Source organism: Paenibacillus hemerocallicola, assembly GCF_006265175.1.
Taxonomy (GTDB): Bacteria; Bacillota; Bacilli; order Paenibacillales; family NBRC-103111; genus Paenibacillus_AB; species Paenibacillus_AB hemerocallicola.
This window is the reverse complement of the sequence record NZ_VDCQ01000012.1, coordinates 77317-91371: the sequence shown is the minus strand read 5'-3', so window position 1 is coordinate 91371 and position 14055 is coordinate 77317. Positions and strand designations below refer to the sequence as shown.

At 52.0% G+C, this 14055-nt stretch carries 16 protein-coding genes; 4 read left to right on the top strand and 12 right to left on the bottom strand.

Going from position 1 to position 14055, the window contains the following annotated elements; all coding sequences use genetic code 11:
* Positions 1-11: 11 nt before the first annotated feature.
* The 4 genes from FE784_RS11195 to FE784_RS11180 are packed head-to-tail and all read right to left on the bottom strand — an operon-like array spanning position 12 to position 3589.
* Positions 12-1037 carry a Gfo/Idh/MocA family protein gene (locus tag FE784_RS11195; protein ID WP_139602284.1) on the bottom strand — a complete coding sequence of 342 codons (1026 nt, stop codon included), beginning with the start codon at positions 1035-1037 and terminating at the stop codon, positions 12-14.
* 37 nt (positions 1038-1074) lie between these two features.
* Positions 1075-1779 (bottom strand): PIG-L deacetylase family protein, encoded by a 705-nt coding sequence (locus tag FE784_RS11190; protein ID WP_139602283.1) that lies wholly within the window; start codon positions 1777-1779, stop codon positions 1075-1077.
* Between the two features lie 21 nt (positions 1780-1800).
* Positions 1801-2751 carry a sugar phosphate isomerase family gene (locus FE784_RS11185; protein WP_139602282.1) on the bottom strand — a complete coding sequence of 317 codons (951 nt, stop codon included), beginning with the start codon at positions 2749-2751 and terminating at the stop codon, positions 1801-1803.
* 25 nt (positions 2752-2776) lie between these two features.
* Positions 2777-3589 carry a sugar phosphate isomerase/epimerase family protein gene (locus FE784_RS11180; RefSeq protein WP_139602281.1) on the bottom strand — a complete coding sequence of 271 codons (813 nt, stop codon included), beginning with the start codon at positions 3587-3589 and terminating at the stop codon, positions 2777-2779.
* A gap of 231 nt (positions 3590-3820) precedes the next feature.
* Between FE784_RS11180 and FE784_RS11175 the strand changes: the two genes are divergently transcribed.
* The 4 genes from FE784_RS11175 (at position 3821) to FE784_RS11160 (ending at position 7619) form a co-directional block, all read left to right on the top strand.
* The gene (locus FE784_RS11175) at positions 3821-4717 is read left to right on the top strand and encodes an AraC family transcriptional regulator (protein ID WP_176706117.1); all 897 of its coding nucleotides are present in this window, start codon (positions 3821-3823) and stop codon (positions 4715-4717) included.
* 38 nt (positions 4718-4755) lie between these two features.
* Entirely contained in the window at positions 4756-5652 is an 897-nt protein-coding gene (locus FE784_RS11170; protein WP_176706116.1) for an AraC family transcriptional regulator, read from the top strand.
* Between the two features lie 254 nt (positions 5653-5906).
* On the top strand, positions 5907-6401 hold the full coding sequence (locus tag FE784_RS11165) for a cation:proton antiporter regulatory subunit (RefSeq protein ID WP_246131986.1): 495 nt from the start codon (positions 5907-5909) through the stop codon (positions 6399-6401).
* 3 nt (positions 6402-6404) lie between these two features.
* A complete protein-coding gene (locus tag FE784_RS11160; RefSeq protein WP_139602277.1) occupies positions 6405-7619 on the top strand; it encodes a cation:proton antiporter in 1215 nt (404 codons plus the stop codon).
* Between the two features lie 59 nt (positions 7620-7678).
* On the opposite strand, the gene FE784_RS11155 is transcribed toward FE784_RS11160, so the two are convergent.
* The 8 genes from FE784_RS11155 to speD form a co-directional block, all read right to left on the bottom strand.
* Positions 7679-8680, bottom strand: a complete 1002-nt coding sequence (locus FE784_RS11155) for a Gfo/Idh/MocA family protein (protein ID WP_139602276.1) — start codon at positions 8678-8680, stop codon at positions 7679-7681.
* A gap of 16 nt (positions 8681-8696) precedes the next feature.
* On the bottom strand, positions 8697-8909 hold the full coding sequence (locus FE784_RS11150) for a hypothetical protein (RefSeq protein WP_139602275.1): 213 nt from the start codon (positions 8907-8909) through the stop codon (positions 8697-8699).
* 419 nt (positions 8910-9328) lie between these two features.
* Positions 9329-9904: a class I SAM-dependent methyltransferase gene (locus tag FE784_RS11145; protein ID WP_139602274.1), complete on the bottom strand. Its 576-nt coding sequence runs from the start codon at positions 9902-9904 to the stop codon at positions 9329-9331.
* A complete protein-coding gene (locus tag FE784_RS11140; RefSeq protein ID WP_176706115.1) occupies positions 9901-10575 on the bottom strand; it encodes an ABC transporter permease in 675 nt (224 codons plus the stop codon). The genes FE784_RS11145 and FE784_RS11140 overlap by 4 nt, the downstream gene beginning before the upstream one ends.
* Positions 10562-11263 carry an ABC transporter ATP-binding protein gene (locus FE784_RS11135; RefSeq protein ID WP_139602272.1) on the bottom strand — a complete coding sequence of 234 codons (702 nt, stop codon included), beginning with the start codon at positions 11261-11263 and terminating at the stop codon, positions 10562-10564. Before FE784_RS11135 ends, FE784_RS11140 begins: the two co-directional genes overlap by 14 nt.
* A complete protein-coding gene (locus tag FE784_RS11130; protein ID WP_139602271.1) occupies positions 11260-11628 on the bottom strand; it encodes a GntR family transcriptional regulator in 369 nt (122 codons plus the stop codon). The genes FE784_RS11135 and FE784_RS11130 overlap by 4 nt, the downstream gene beginning before the upstream one ends.
* A gap of 727 nt (positions 11629-12355) precedes the next feature.
* Positions 12356-12973 (bottom strand): NADPH-dependent FMN reductase, encoded by a 618-nt coding sequence (locus FE784_RS11125; RefSeq protein WP_139602353.1) that lies wholly within the window; start codon positions 12971-12973, stop codon positions 12356-12358.
* A gap of 113 nt (positions 12974-13086) precedes the next feature.
* The gene (gene speD, locus FE784_RS11120; RefSeq protein WP_139602270.1) at positions 13087-13902 is read right to left on the bottom strand and encodes an adenosylmethionine decarboxylase; all 816 of its coding nucleotides are present in this window, start codon (positions 13900-13902) and stop codon (positions 13087-13089) included.
* Positions 13903-14055 lie beyond the last annotated feature (153 nt).

The window sequence follows — 14055 nt, the reverse complement described above, 5'->3', positions numbered from 1 at the left end:
ATATTTTAATATTACGCTATATCCACCAACTCGCCTCCGGATGTTGCGGAGCGGGCTTCCGCTTCGGCGATGGCCAAAGTCTGCAGCGTATGCTCCGAAGTCGCCCGTTCGATCGGACGGTCGTAAAGAATCGCCTCGGCATAATATTTAATCTCCCGATAATAGCCCGAATCGGCGGACAGCTCCGGTACGAACCCTTTACCGTCCATGGGATTGTCGCGCAGGACGCGTTTTTCGAACAACAGGTTGCCGCGTTCGAAATTGATCCGGTACGACATCTCGAATCCGAATTCGCCCGTTAAAGAACGGTCGCACTGCGTCGTGACTATTTTACGGTCCGGGTATACATAATTTGTGGAAATGATGTCGTAAGAGCTTCCGGGCAGAACGTCGCGCGCCAGCGTCGATACCGACTGCGGTGCGCCGAACAGCCAATTGACCATGTCGATATCGTGGATATGCAGATCGAACAAACCGCCTCCGCTCGTTTCTTTGCGGACCATCCAGTCCTTGTACGTCCACTTCGGCGGATGTCCCCCGCGGAAAAAATGGGCGGACAGCACTTGTCCATACCGGCCGCCGGCAACCGTTTCCTTCAAATATTCGTATTCGGGCCAAAAGCGCAGCACTTGGGCGATCATCAGCTTTTTGCCGCTCCGCTTCTCCGCCTCGATCATGAGGCGCCCTTCGGCCGTACTTAGCGCCATCGGCTTCTCGCAGAGGACGTGGACGCCCCGGTCCAACGCTTTGACCGTCATGTCGGCGTGCAGGTTGCTCGGCATGGCTATATCGACGATGTCGAGCTCCTCTTCGGCGAGCATACGGTCGTAATCGGTGTAGTGCTTATAGACGGAAAGGTCGAGCCCGTTGTCCGGATTCCCGATATTGCCCTCGGTAAAAATGCCGCGGAACTTTTTCTCGTCCACGTCGCAAATCGCGACAACCCGGATCGGAAAGCCCTCCTGCTCCAATCTTCTATAGTTCGTCAAATGCATGCGGCCCATAAACCCGAGGCCGACCAAGCCTACCTTCAGCATATTCGTTATCTCCCCTCGTGGAGCGCGTCCGCTCCCGCTATACCGGAAACCTTATTGCGTTCGGTCTTGTCCAGACGAGATGCTGGACGAATCCTTCCGCATAGGTGCAGCCTGCTTGTATCCCGCGCGTCTTGCCCAGCGTCGAGACGAAATCGACGATATCGACATTGTCGTGTTCTTTCAGCCACACCAGCTGGCTCTGATGCTTTCGCAGCATTTCCAGCTTCGTCTCCAGGTGGTCCGTCACGTCGACGTAAAAAGTCGGCTCGAAGCCAAGACCGGACAAATTGTCCATATAGTACAATCCCGGCACTTTATCCGCGGCTTCATTTTTCGTCCGGAACCAGGGCAGCGTGGAGAAAAACGTCGCGTGAAAGACGAGCTGGCTGACCGCGATATGATCCGGCATATAATCGTTGGGGGCATGGGTAATGACGATATCGGGGCGGGCATACCGCACGAGATCGATAAAAACCATCCGGTTTTCCTGATTCTCGGCGATGATCTCCCCGTCCCCGAAGCCTAAGGAGACCACCTCGCTGCCGATGACGGCCCCGGCCTCCCCGGCCTCCTTGCGGCGTATTTCCGTCAATTCCTCGGGAGGAATCGTATAATGGCCTTTGTCTCCCTTGCACGCGTGGCAGATGACGATATGATGGCCGGCCTGCTTCAGCTTGGACAACGTCCCCGCGCAGGAGATCTCGATATCGTCGGGATGCGCTCCTACCGCCAAAATATTCATGCAAACACTCCTTCCTTTTCGTCAATTCAGCTCGGGCTCTAGCGGCCCCGCCAGCTCCTGCAGAAAAAACAGCTTTCCGGGTATTGTCGGCATGTAGCTGGACGGCACCCAAGGGTCCGGGCCGTACTTCAAAGTCGTCAGAAGCGACATGCCTTGCCACATCATGCCCCGTCCGAGCGCGCCGTCCGCCCCGCCGATCGCATAGTCGGCCTGCAAAAACAGTCCCGGCCCGATCGTATTGGCGTAGCACGGTACGAGCGTCGTCCGGCTCTTGAAGCTCGTAATCGCGTTCTGCTCGATCGTAAGCGGATGGAGCTGGGCCGCGATCCGGTGCGTATCCACGCGCCATTCCGCCTCGGACCCGTATTCGCCGGCAAAATGCGGCTCCCAGAATGCGATATGGAATACCCGGCCGATACCGTATACGACGGCCAGCTTGGCGCCTTCGCTTCTCAAGCAGGCGATTTTTTCCTTATACGACGGCAAATTCTCCTTGGTGGCAAAATTGCGCTGCGCGGACGGCACCGTCAAATCGCCAAGCAAATCATAGAAGCTATTCTCCATGGCGTACTGAAACGATCCCGGATTTGTCGGAGGGAGCGTATTCCCTTCCGCGTCGCTCCATTCATCCATGTTGAAGCCGTGCACGTGCGAGGCGCTCACATTCCAAGCTTTCAGGAAATACACCGTCCATTTATACATCCCCATCGGACCGACGGGCAGGATGATCGCGAGCTTCTCGCCGCGATCGCGCGTCTGCTTGATCAGCAGCGCGATTTCATGGCCCATATACGTATCGAACTGCTCCAGGCTGGAGCAGCTTACCGGACGGAAATCGTCATTCCAGTGCGGCTCCCTTTTCAGCGCCTCTGCAGGAGGCAATCCCGCGCATCGGTCGATTTTTTGCAAATCCCAACCATTCGGGAAAAAGGACTCCATGAGCGAGCCTTTCAGCGTCGTGAACAAATTCATGCCCCGTTTCCTCCTTGACAGCCGGTCAAGCCAGCCACTTGTTCAAATTGTCGATGGTGGCGCGTATATCGCGCGCTTGCTCTTCCCCCGAAATTTCCCGTTCGATGATCAGTTCTCCGTCATACCCGATGGACCGAAGCTTTGCCAGCAATGCGGGAAAATTGACCTTGCCTGTTCCGACAAGCGTTTCTTTGCCGAGCAAGTCGCCGTTGGTCGGATAAAACCCGTCCTTCACGTGCACGTTGCGCACATAGGACCCGATGACGTCAAGCGCATCGATCGGATTCCCTTTGCCGTAAAGGATCAGGTTGGCCGGATCGAGATTAATGCCCAGATTCGGCGTACCGACGCGCTCGATCGTCCGGAGCAGCACGACCGGCGTCTCCTGACCGGTTTCGAACCAGAAGCCGAGACCCAAGTCGTCGCAATATTGCGCGACTTCCCGAATGGCGTCCACTACGCCGTCGTAGTTCGGATCGGTCATATTCTCGGGAATGAACCCGCAATGCGTCACCAGCGCCGGGGCGCCTATCCGCTTGGCGAAGTCGGCCCAATTTTTCAAGGTTCCGACCCGCTCCTCCCGGTATGCTTCCGGCACGAGACCGAGCGTAACCGGTCCTTCGGTAAAGTTCCATTTGCCCGGTCCGGCCACCCATCCCCACATGGCGCATATGCGAACGCCGTGCTTCTCCGATTCCCGGAGCACATTGTCGGCGATCTCCGTCGTACACAGCTCCGGATTCCAACCGATCAATTGGCACGTTTTCAAGCCGAATTGGCTTACATGCTCGAAACAGCTGCCGTTGTTTTTCAAAATATTGACGACGCCGATTTCCATCTGGAGCGCCTCCATTTCTTTATCGATTCAACGCAATCATACCGTGGATAAGAGTGCCGATCTTTAGACGATGACACGTCTTTTTTGCACCGTCCTGTACACTTTCGTCCGGAATATTTGGATTTTTTTGCTTTCGTGCAAATCTGCCCCGACCGAAGAAAGGATTTTTTATATTCGCGTTGAATGAAGAAAAAAGATAACGTTTCCACACAGAAAGGGAGACATCCGGCTATGCGGTTTCCACGATATGAAATTCGCGAAGACATTCAAATCCGCAAGTTAATTTCGTGCTATTATTTCGAGCTGTCCAAAAACTACAAGTATGCGGGAGAGAAGCACGACTTCTGGGAAATTTACTATGTGGACAAAGGCGAGATCGAAATCGATACCGATTTCGGCCATTTCAACCTGAAGCAGGGCGACCTTCTGTTCCACGAGCCCAACGAATTTCACAGCCCGAAAAGCAACGGAAAGGTGTCGCCAAACGTATTCGTCGTTACCTTCGAATGCGATTCCGAGCCGATGTCCTTTTTCATTCGCAATAAGCTGTTCCGTTTGGGCGAGAAAGAGAAGCTTGTGCTTGCCCATCTGATGGACGAGGGGTGGAATGCGTTCGGACCGAGTCCGGCCGGCAGCGGCAGAATATTGTTCCCCCGCGCGGGCGCTCCGTTCGGCAGCGAGCAGCTGTTCAAGGTTCATCTGGAAACGCTGCTGATCCATCTGATCCGTTCCGGACACGAAGAGCAGAAAACGACCCCTGCGCCGGTGCCCCGGGACAATCAGGAAAGCGGCGCAGCCGATAAAATTATCAAGTACATGATCGAGCGGTTGGGCGACAATTTGACGCTCGACGATTTATGCGACCATTTCGCGATCGGACGCACCCAAATCAGCATCATGTTCAAAAAGAGAGTCGGCTGCGGCGTAATCGAGTATATGAACCAATTAAAGATCGACCGGGCCAAAACGCACATCCGCGAAGATGTCTACAATTTGACCGAAATATCCGAGCTGCTCGGCTACAGCAGCGTCCATTATTTTTCGCGCCACTTCAAGAAAGCGACCAATATGACGCCTTCGGAATATGCGAAAACGTTGTCGCGCGGCTTCAAAAGGATTACGAAATAGCAAGAGCCGATTATCATCTTCCGAGGGGCATGGTGCGTATGACTCTGCAGCGGTACCCGATCGCTCGGGATATCGTCATCGACAAAGTGATTTCCTGCCATTATTTCGAACTGGCCATCAACTATTGGCACCGGGGAGAGCGGCACGATTTTTGGGAGCTGGTCTATATCGACCGCGGGGAACTGCGCGTCAGCACCGATTCGCGGGACTATGAATTGAAGCAAGGGGATCTGCTCGTGTACGAGCCGAACGAATTCCATCGTCCGAGCTCGAACGGGAAAATCGCCGCCAATATGTATATCGTCTCGTTCGAATGCAGCTCGCCGGCGTTGCGTTTTTTTGCGGACAACAAGCTGTTCCACCTCGGAAACGAAGAAATCGCGACCGTCTCCCTCATCATGAAGGAGGGCTGGAACACTTTCGGTCCCAATCCGGTCGCGGGCAAATTGGCCAGGCAAAGCGACTCGCCGTTCGGCAGCGAGCAGCTGTTCGTCTCGTATACGGAGATGCTCCTGCTGCAGCTGATGCGCAAGGCGGACGTGCTGAAGGAGAAAAAGCAGCGCGCGTCCGTCGTAAAGGGAAAGCAGGAGTCCGGGCTGATCGATAAAGTTACAGCCCATATGAAGGACAATTTGGTCGGCAATTTGACGCTGGCCCATTTATGCGAGACGTTTTCGGTCGGACGGACGCACTTGAGCATGCTGTTCAAGGCGAAATTCGATTGCGGCGTTCTGGAATATTGGAACCGGTTGAAAATCGACAAGGCGAAGGAGCATATCCGCCAGAACAACAACAATTTGACGGAAATATCCGAAATGCTCGGCTACAACAGCCTCCACTATTTTTCGCGTCAGTTCAAGAAAACGACGGGAATGACTCCTTCGGAATATGCGAAGGTTTTGCGGGAGAGGCTGTTCAAACAAATAACGGATTAGAAGCATCTCGCCTAACGTCTGTGCTCTTAAGCTTTATCCGATTCAAATAGCCTTTTATACCGCGATTTTCACGATCATTCACAATTTTTGCACAACTTGGCGGAAATGCGGCATGGACTTATTCGCCACTTCTGGTACACTTTAAGTAGACCTCCGACGAGAGGTCTATTTTAACAAGGAGGGATTCGTCATGAAACCGTTCGCTGGCTGTAATGGAAGACCTTACAGAGTGTGGAGAGGAGGGAATATATACTTTGAACCTTAGAGAATCGGATTTGCCCGGAATCGGCCGCAAATATTGCCTGGATACACGCAGCGGGGAGAAGCTGGTCATCGTCGTGCATAACGACGACCGGCGCGATTTGTTTCATATGAGCCCGGACGACCCCGACGAAGTTTTGTCAATGGTAACGTTGGACGACGAGGAGGCCAGAACGGTCTCGGCCATAATCTCCGGCATCTCGTATACGCCGAGGCTTGCCGAGAACCAGGAGATGGCTCTGGATGGATTAATTATTGAATGGCTTCGCATAGAACCTTCGTCAGGATGCGTCGGGAAACGGATCGGAGAATTGGACATCCGCCGTAATACCGGTGCGACCATTTTGGCTGTAACCGAGAAAAATCATCGGAAAACAATGAATCCCGGAGCGGACTATGCATTTGCCGCCGGCTCTACGCTGATCGTGGCCGGAGAGCGCAAACAGCTGCAGCAATTGAAGCACCTGCTAACGAACGGGAGCTTGTAATCGATGGATATGCTCATATTCGAAGTGGGTTTGGCCGTTGCACTCATTACGCTCGTAGGCTTTATTTCCACCAAGCTCCGCTTCTCGGTCATTCCCTTTTATATTTTGATCGGAATGGCCGTTGGTCCGCATGCGCCCCACTTTTGGATCATCGATCTCAGATTTATCGAGAGCTCGGCTTTTATCGATTTTATGGGACGGCTTGGCATCTTGTTTCTGTTATTTTATTTGGGCTTGGAATTTTCCGTCAAACGGCTGCTGAAATCCGGTAAAGCGATCCTCGTCGGCGGTTCCTTCTACGTCGCGATCAATTTCGTATCCGGTCTGCTGCTCGGCTGGATCATGGATTTGCCGCTAAAGGAAACGCTGGTCGTGTGCGGGATCATGACGAGCTCGTCTACGGCGATCGTCGCCAAAGTTTTGGTCGATTTGAAACGGACCGCCAACCCCGAGACGGAACTCATCATGGGGATGATCATGTTCGACGATTTGTTTATCGCCGTGCACATCTCGATATTGACCGGATTGGTATTGAGCGGGGCGACTACGTTTGTCGGGGTGCTGGTTATTTCCTTGACCGCTCTCCTGTTTATCGTCTTATTTCTTTTCATCGGCAGGAAAGTTATCAAATATATCGATATCGCCCTGAACATCCAATCCTCCGAGCTGTTTCTGTTGCTCGTCATGACATTGCTGTTTCTCGTCGCCGGCTTCTCGGAGACGCTTCATGTAGCCGAAGCGATCGGAGCGTTGATGATCGGGCTTGTTTTGGGGGAATCGGCCCATGTGAAGCGGATCGAGCATCACGTGCTGCCTTTCCGCGATTTTTTCGGTGCCGTATTTTTCTTCGGCTTCGGCTTGACGATCGAGCCCGCAACATTGGGCGGAGCCGTCGGAATGGCCCTACTCGCGGTAGTGCTCACGATAGTCGGCAATTATTTGGCCGGTATGATCGCGGGACGCTTATCCGGCATTTCGCCGCGAGCATCGTTAAACGTCGGCTTCACCCTCGTCTCGCGGGGCGAATTCTCGATCATTATGGCGAACATCGGGAAAGCGGGCGGACTGATTCCGGCTATTCAATCGTTCGCCGTATTGTATGTGCTAATCCTAGCCGTGCTCGGTCCGATTTTGACAAAGGAGTCGAAATCGATCTATCAATGGGGTCAGAAGCTTGTGCCCCGTAGTAAACGCAAAGGCAAACGAGAGAATATGTAGGATCGCGCCAAAACCCCATCTCCCCGCAGTACGCTGCGGGATGGTGGGGTTTTCGGGAATCAAAACAAGATTTCGCGGTGGCTCCGTTGCGACTCGTACGTGCCGAGAATGATCTCGAGCGAATGCTTCCCGTCGCGTCCGGTCACGACCGGCTGACGGTCTTGCAGGACGGCAAGCGCCATATCGCGGATTTGGACGGCATGACCGTCCGGAACGACGGCGAACGGTTCGAATACGGGAATTTCGATCTTCTCCCCGACCAGATCCAACGTCGTAATTTCTTCGCCCGTCAGTATTATGGTACCTTTGTCGCCATGCAGGACGATCCGGTGGTCCGGCTGCTTGTAAGCCGTCGTCGTCGCTTCGATCGAACCGAGTGCGCCGTTCTTGAACTGCAACGATGCGACGGCCGTATCCTCCACCTCGATGCTGCGAAGAACATTGCGGGCATAGCCGTGAAGCGACTCGACCGGTCCGGCGAACCATTGAAGCAGGTCGATCGTATGGATGCCTTGATTCATCATCGCCCCGCCGCCGTCCATTGCCCATGTTCCGCGCCAGCCCGCGCTGTCGTAATAGGCCTGGTCGCGATAAAATTTTACGTAGCCCGAACACAGACTGAGCTTGCCAAGCTTGCCTTCCTCCAGCAAACTTTTCACGAACCGCGATGCGGGAGACATTCGGCGCGGAAAAATCGTCGCCAGCTTGACGCCTATTATGTCGCAAGCTTCGACCATTCGCTCGGCATCCGCCAGATTGATGGCCATCGGCTTCTCGCATACGACATGTTTTCCCGCCTCCGCGGCCTGGATCGTTTGGTCCGCATGCATGCCGCTGGGCGTGCATAAGCAGACGACGTCAATATCCGGGTCCGCAAGCAGGCGGGCATAATCGGTATAAGCTTTCACGTTATATTTGGTTCCGAACTCCTCGGACCTCTTCTCGTTTGCGTCGCATACCGCCGCAAGCTCGGCTTCCTCGGCCCGCTCGATCCCGATAAAATGGCTGAAAGAAATACCGCCGCAGCCGACGACGGCAAATCGCACTTTGCGTTCGTTCATTTGCTTGCCTCACCCTTCATGTCATTAATAATAATGGCGTATGCCTATCCAATTCTTTTCGCCAAGTGACGATCGGCTTACCGAGCATCACATGCTTGCCATGCCGCTCGCACCATTCGATTACCCGGATTTTCTCATTGTCGACGGCATACGAGCCGATAATGGCGATCGAAACATCCGTGAGTGATTCTGCGCTATCCAGCAATGCAATGCCGTATTGATCCGCCAATTCGAATCTTCCATTTGATGTTCGAATTGTGCTACCGTAATGATACTAAGCGTTCCATGCAAAAGATTTAGCGGATTGACCGAAGTTTTTGCATTCCGATTTGGACAATCGTTCGGATTAGTTGTACTAAAATTCATGTCGAAATAACGAACGCTAAGACGGCAAATAAACGGCTCCGATTACGCTCGATAACAGTAAGCGCTTACAACTATGCTGTTGTCGTTATCATATCGGTATCGCGAGCTGAATTCTTTGTAAGTTTCACCGTTCTTTTTGCACATCGGGTAGTACAATGGTTCAGTTTATTTGCACATTTGTTTACCGCTTTCCCAAAATGCAGAAAAGCTCCGGAAACAGCCGTTTCCGAAGCTTTGTCGCGATACCAAGCGAAGTTGATTTAGAAGTTCATTTATTGAAAATCAACCATTTCCCGATCTTCGCTCGGACTGTTTCCTGCATGTAAATACCCAAGCCGGCGGAACGTTCAACCAGGTGTGCCCCGTATCCATCGTCGGAAAATGGGTCTGAAACTTTCTTCTGAGCCGCAGCGTATATTGAAAAGCGATAAACGTTCCGTTCGGCGCCAGAGCTTCATGAATGGTTCGAAACAGCCGCTCCTGCAGCTCGTTCGGGAAATTGGCGAATGGAAGTCCCGATACGATCAGATCAAACGGACGCCCCGTCTCCTTGACGATGTTCTCCAAATGCAACGCGTCTTCAAGGATCGGGAGTCCGGGATATTGTCGTTTCAACGTCTCCCGAAACGTTTTATTTTTCTCGAACAAGACAAGCTCGCTCGAGCCGCTCCTTCTCGCCTGCAAATACCTGGTAAACACTCCAGTGCCTGGACCGAGCTCCGCTATCCGTTCCAGCTTGTGCCATGGTATTGCGGGCGGAAGCATTTTGCGGGTCAAAAAGGTCGAGCTTGGAATTACGCTGCCTACTTGTGCCGCATTCGTAAGAAATTGTCCGAGAAACGAAGCTTTACCCTTCATCCGACCCCCACCTTCTTCTCCAGCAAATAGACGCTTCCTCCAAAGTACCCCAGACCAAAAAAAGCAAATACGAAAAAAGGTTGAATATTAGCCATTGCCACGATCGTCACGACTAGACCGACCGCAAAGACGAGACATGTAATCAATAACGACAGCTTCCCGAAGCATGCCCCGAGCAGCGTGCTGAAGAAGCACAGGAATACGAGACAAGCAGCGGCCAGCAAAATTCGGAGCATAAACCATATTTTCGCCGCATTTAACGTGATCAACGGCTCCGTACGGAACAGCAGCCCGTCGCTTATTCCGTTTTGTATGGTCAGCCCTGCCGCCATAACCGCCGAAATGAGCAGGATCTCCCACCCGACCGCGAGCGATTTGGACATCAACAAATGGGTTCTGGGAATGGGAAGCGATAATAACAAATAGATCGAACGTTGTCTCCGCTCCTCGCGCCAAGCCGTGAAGCAATAAACGAATGGAAGCAGCATCGCGGAGAAATAAACGGCGATATTCAATGTGCTTACGAAGCTCAACTGCGCCTTGTCGAAGTTTTGCTGCATTATTAACAGCGCAAGCGCCGCATGCACCGGAACGAGTGCTCCGAGCGTAATCAGAATCGTATTTCTGCGGTTCCGCAGATCGGTTTTCAACAAGCGGCTAAACGCGTGCACCGTCATACACCTCTTTCAATATGTCCATCAAGGACATGCTTCTTTGATGCTTCATCGTCTCCACATGTCCTTGAAGCAGCAGCTTCCCTTCGTGGATGAACACGACCTCGTCCAGCATCGTTTCCACCTCCGGCACTTCATGCGTGGTAATAATAACGGTCTGCCCTTCCTCCATGAAGTCTTCCACGATCGCTTGAGCGACCTGCCGTCTGGCAAACGGATCGATTCCCGATAAGGGTTCGTCCAACAGCAAATATTTCGCTTGCCGGCCAAGCGCCAGCAGCAGCTTCATTTTGGCGCGAGTGCCTTTGGAAGCTTCCGCCATAACCGAATCCGCTCTAAGTTCGAAAAAATCGAGGAGATGGCCGACCTTCTCATCGTTCCAATCCCAGTACATATCTTTCATATAACGAATCGCATCGGACAATCTCATCCACGGATACCAGACGTCGACGTCGGGCAAATAGGTGATCATGCCTCTTGCCGACAATCCGGGCTTATCGCCGTCGATCGTAATCTCTCCTCGATCCAATCGCAGCAAGCCAGCCATCGCCTTGAGCGTCGTAGATTTCCCGGCACCGTTCGTGCCGAGAAGTCCGATGATTTTTCCTTCTTCCGCGGCAAAGGTCAGTCCATCCAGCGCCTTTTTCTTGCCGAACGTTTTGACAGCCCCGTTCACTCGTATCATCGCATTCCGCTCCTCTCCAGCGTCCTTCTCACATAATCCAATATTTCCTCGTCCGATTTCCCGAAAGACCGCATCATCCCGACGCACTGGCCGACGGACGCGTTCAGCGCTTCTTCCCGGAGCGAATCCAGCATCCCCGTGTCGCTTGTCATGAAGCTTCCTTGTCCCCTCGCCGTGACAATCAGGTTCATATCCTCCATCTCCCTGTAAGCTCTCTGGATCGTGTTCGGATTGACTCCCAAGCTTTTCGCCAGCTCGCGACGGGACGGGATTTCTTGCCCCGGCTTGTAAGTGCCGTTCATAAACTTGAATTTGATGTCGTCTATAATTTGCGCATAAATCGGTTCCTTCTGATTGAACTCCATGTGACCTCCGTTTATCAACACAGTATTACTGTATTAATTAATTAATACAGTAGCACGTAAAAAAAGAGGTGTCAATGAAAAAAAGGAAACAATCCCGTCGGTTTGTTTTTCGACTTATTCTCACTTTACAGTCTGGTGCGGCTCCGGAGTCAATCCTGAAATGGAAAAAAGACCGTCGATTGTCGACGGTCGACGATTGCCTAAGGCAAACCTGCCGCCCCTTGTACCGGTAACATACGGAAGCGGGCGCTTCATCGCATAGTTCATGCGTAATCATATCCGGCACTTGCATCATCTTCGCATACGACAAATGCCCCTTCACGTTGATCGTGCAAATCAATCTCGTGGGGCATCCTAGAACGGATTTTGCATCGCTTCCTTTGTCCATATTTCCTGCCTAGCTCCAGGACATGAAACCGTTGCTCCTCAGCACTTCCTTGAGCAAGGCTATTTCCTGTTCAAGCGAAGCATAAGCCGATTGGCTCGCCTCGGCACCGTTCTGCCGCTTGCCACCGTAAACAAACGGCGTAAATACGGGCGCGACGAAGGAGATCGGACTCGGTGTCGATACGTCTGCGGTCACGATGGCGCGCAAAAAAGGGACGCAAAAGAAAAGCGTCCCTGGTGGGTCTCGATCGCGCCAAACGCTTCGTCGCGATATCCGCGCAAAACGGCAGCACTATATTTTAGTATCCGTTATTCGAATCATCGTTCTCTTATTGAAATATCATTTTTGTCTCAAGGTTTTTAATGCACCACTCCAAGCAATAACTTGATCGAGCATTAACTTAAGGTTGTCCTGGTGCAGGTCCTGCGGTTTAAACACTGAAAAATTCTCAAAATCGGTGAACAAGGATAAAGTTGGATGTGTCCGAACATCAGCTACCATCAATTCGCCCAGGATTCCACGCAGATGCTCTGCTGCGCGCGCTCCGCCCGTTGAACCATAGCTTACGATACCCGCAGCTTTGTTGTTCCAAGCTTCACGGGCAAAATCAATAGCATTTTTTAAGGCGCCCGTAATACTGTGATTATATTCTTGCACAATGAATACGAATCCGTCTAAGTTAGCCAGTTTTTCATTCCAAGCTGCAATGCCCGGTTCTGTTCCATCCGTTGTTCCCAAAAACGGTAGTTGAAAATATGCAATATCCACAATTTCATAGTTTGCATCGCCACGTTTGTCGGCAATTCCTTTTACCCATTCTCCTACTTGCGGACTTACCCGTCCTTGTCGGGTGCTTCCTAAGACGATACCTATATTCAGTTTCTCGTTTGTCAATTGTCTTCCTCCTTTGGTTGGGTTGCCAAATATTTTTTTAGCATACCCACTCCAAGGCGCCATAATGCATGAATGGACCGACGTATTCCAAGTTTTCTCGTAGGGAAGAAACGTCTGGTTCGCCGGGCTGCGCACTTTCATCTGGATACCGTTTTCGAGTTAGCGCTCGATTGCGGCTACGTGCTACGATTCATATTTTTGCCGTAAAAAATTTCGTCCATTTCCGTTTTCAGTCGTTCCGTAATTTCCGCCTGCTCCTCCGGACTCAGCTTATCCTTCGTATAGCCGAACAAATAGTTGTTCAGATCGAACCGTTTCAGCTTGCATTTGGTATGAAAAATATTTTCCTGGTAGACGTTGACGTCGATGAAATCGTAATGGTTCAGCACTTCGTCCGGAATATAGTTTTGGATAGAGCTGATCTCGTGGTCGATGAACAGCTTCTGTCCGTAAATGTCTCTCGTAAATCCCCGTACGCGATAATCGATCGTCATAATGTCGGTGTCGAAGGAGTGAATCAAATAATTGAGCGCCTTGAGCGGGGAAATCTCTCCGCAGGTGGACACGTCGATGTCCGCCCGGAACGTGCTGATGCCTTCGTCCGGATGGTATTCGGGATAAGTATGGACGGTTATATGACTCTTGTCCAGCTGCAGGACGACCGATTTCGGCAGCGGACCGGGAGATTCGTCGAACGACTCGTTCGGCACTTCCACGGTCGGCCCTTCGGATATGAGAAACGTAACGCTCGCCCCTTGCGGCACATAGTCTTGCTGGGCAATATTCAAAACATGCGCGCCTATAATATCGGTGACCGATTGCAAAATCCCCTTCAAACGGTCGGAATTGTACTGTTCGTCGATATATTCGATATAGGCTTCGCGTTCTTCCTTCGTTCTCGTATAGCATATATCGTACATATTGAAGCTAAGCGACTTGGTCAAATTGTTAAAGCCATGCAGCGTAATCCGCTGCTCGTGCGTCAGTTTCATGCTTCATACCCTCTTTCCGTAGACTCGATATTCCGGCGCTTGATCTTCCGTCGGCATATTCCCCTGCACCATTATTCACCAAATTGGCGATTCATAGCGCATCTCTCCTTTATTTACCCACTTTTCGGGTTTTCAAGTCGCTACTCATTCCGA

Excerpts from the sequence above, each read along its gene's own strand:
- speD (WP_139602270.1), bottom strand. The coding sequence starts at position 13,902 with ATGAAACTGACGCACGAGCAGCGGATTACGCTGCATGGCTTTAACAAT.
- FE784_RS11185 (WP_139602282.1), bottom strand. The coding sequence starts at position 2,751 with ATGAATTTGTTCACGACGCTGAAAGGCTCGCTCATGGAGTCCTTTTTC.
- FE784_RS11155 (WP_139602276.1), bottom strand. The coding sequence starts at position 8,680 with ATGAACGAACGCAAAGTGCGATTTGCCGTCGTCGGCTGCGGCGGTATT.
- FE784_RS11135 (WP_139602272.1), bottom strand. The coding sequence starts at position 11,263 with ATGATACGAGTGAACGGGGCTGTCAAAACGTTCGGCAAGAAAAAGGCG.
- FE784_RS11195 (WP_139602284.1), bottom strand. The coding sequence starts at position 1,037 with ATGCTGAAGGTAGGCTTGGTCGGCCTCGGGTTTATGGGCCGCATGCAT.
- FE784_RS11190 (WP_139602283.1), bottom strand. The coding sequence starts at position 1,779 with ATGAATATTTTGGCGGTAGGAGCGCATCCCGACGATATCGAGATCTCC.
- FE784_RS11160 (WP_139602277.1), top strand. The coding sequence starts at position 6,405 with ATGGATATGCTCATATTCGAAGTGGGTTTGGCCGTTGCACTCATTACG.
- FE784_RS11130 (WP_139602271.1), bottom strand. The coding sequence starts at position 11,628 with ATGGAGTTCAATCAGAAGGAACCGATTTATGCGCAAATTATAGACGAC.
- FE784_RS11170 (WP_176706116.1), top strand. The coding sequence starts at position 4,756 with ATGACTCTGCAGCGGTACCCGATCGCTCGGGATATCGTCATCGACAAA.
- FE784_RS11180 (WP_139602281.1), bottom strand. The coding sequence starts at position 3,589 with ATGGAAATCGGCGTCGTCAATATTTTGAAAAACAACGGCAGCTGTTTC.
- FE784_RS11145 (WP_139602274.1), bottom strand. The coding sequence starts at position 9,904 with ATGAAGGGTAAAGCTTCGTTTCTCGGACAATTTCTTACGAATGCGGCA.
- FE784_RS11125 (WP_139602353.1), bottom strand. The coding sequence starts at position 12,973 with ATGGCGCCTTGGAGTGGGTATGCTAAAAAAATATTTGGCAACCCAACC.
- FE784_RS11175 (WP_176706117.1), top strand. The coding sequence starts at position 3,821 with ATGCGGTTTCCACGATATGAAATTCGCGAAGACATTCAAATCCGCAAG.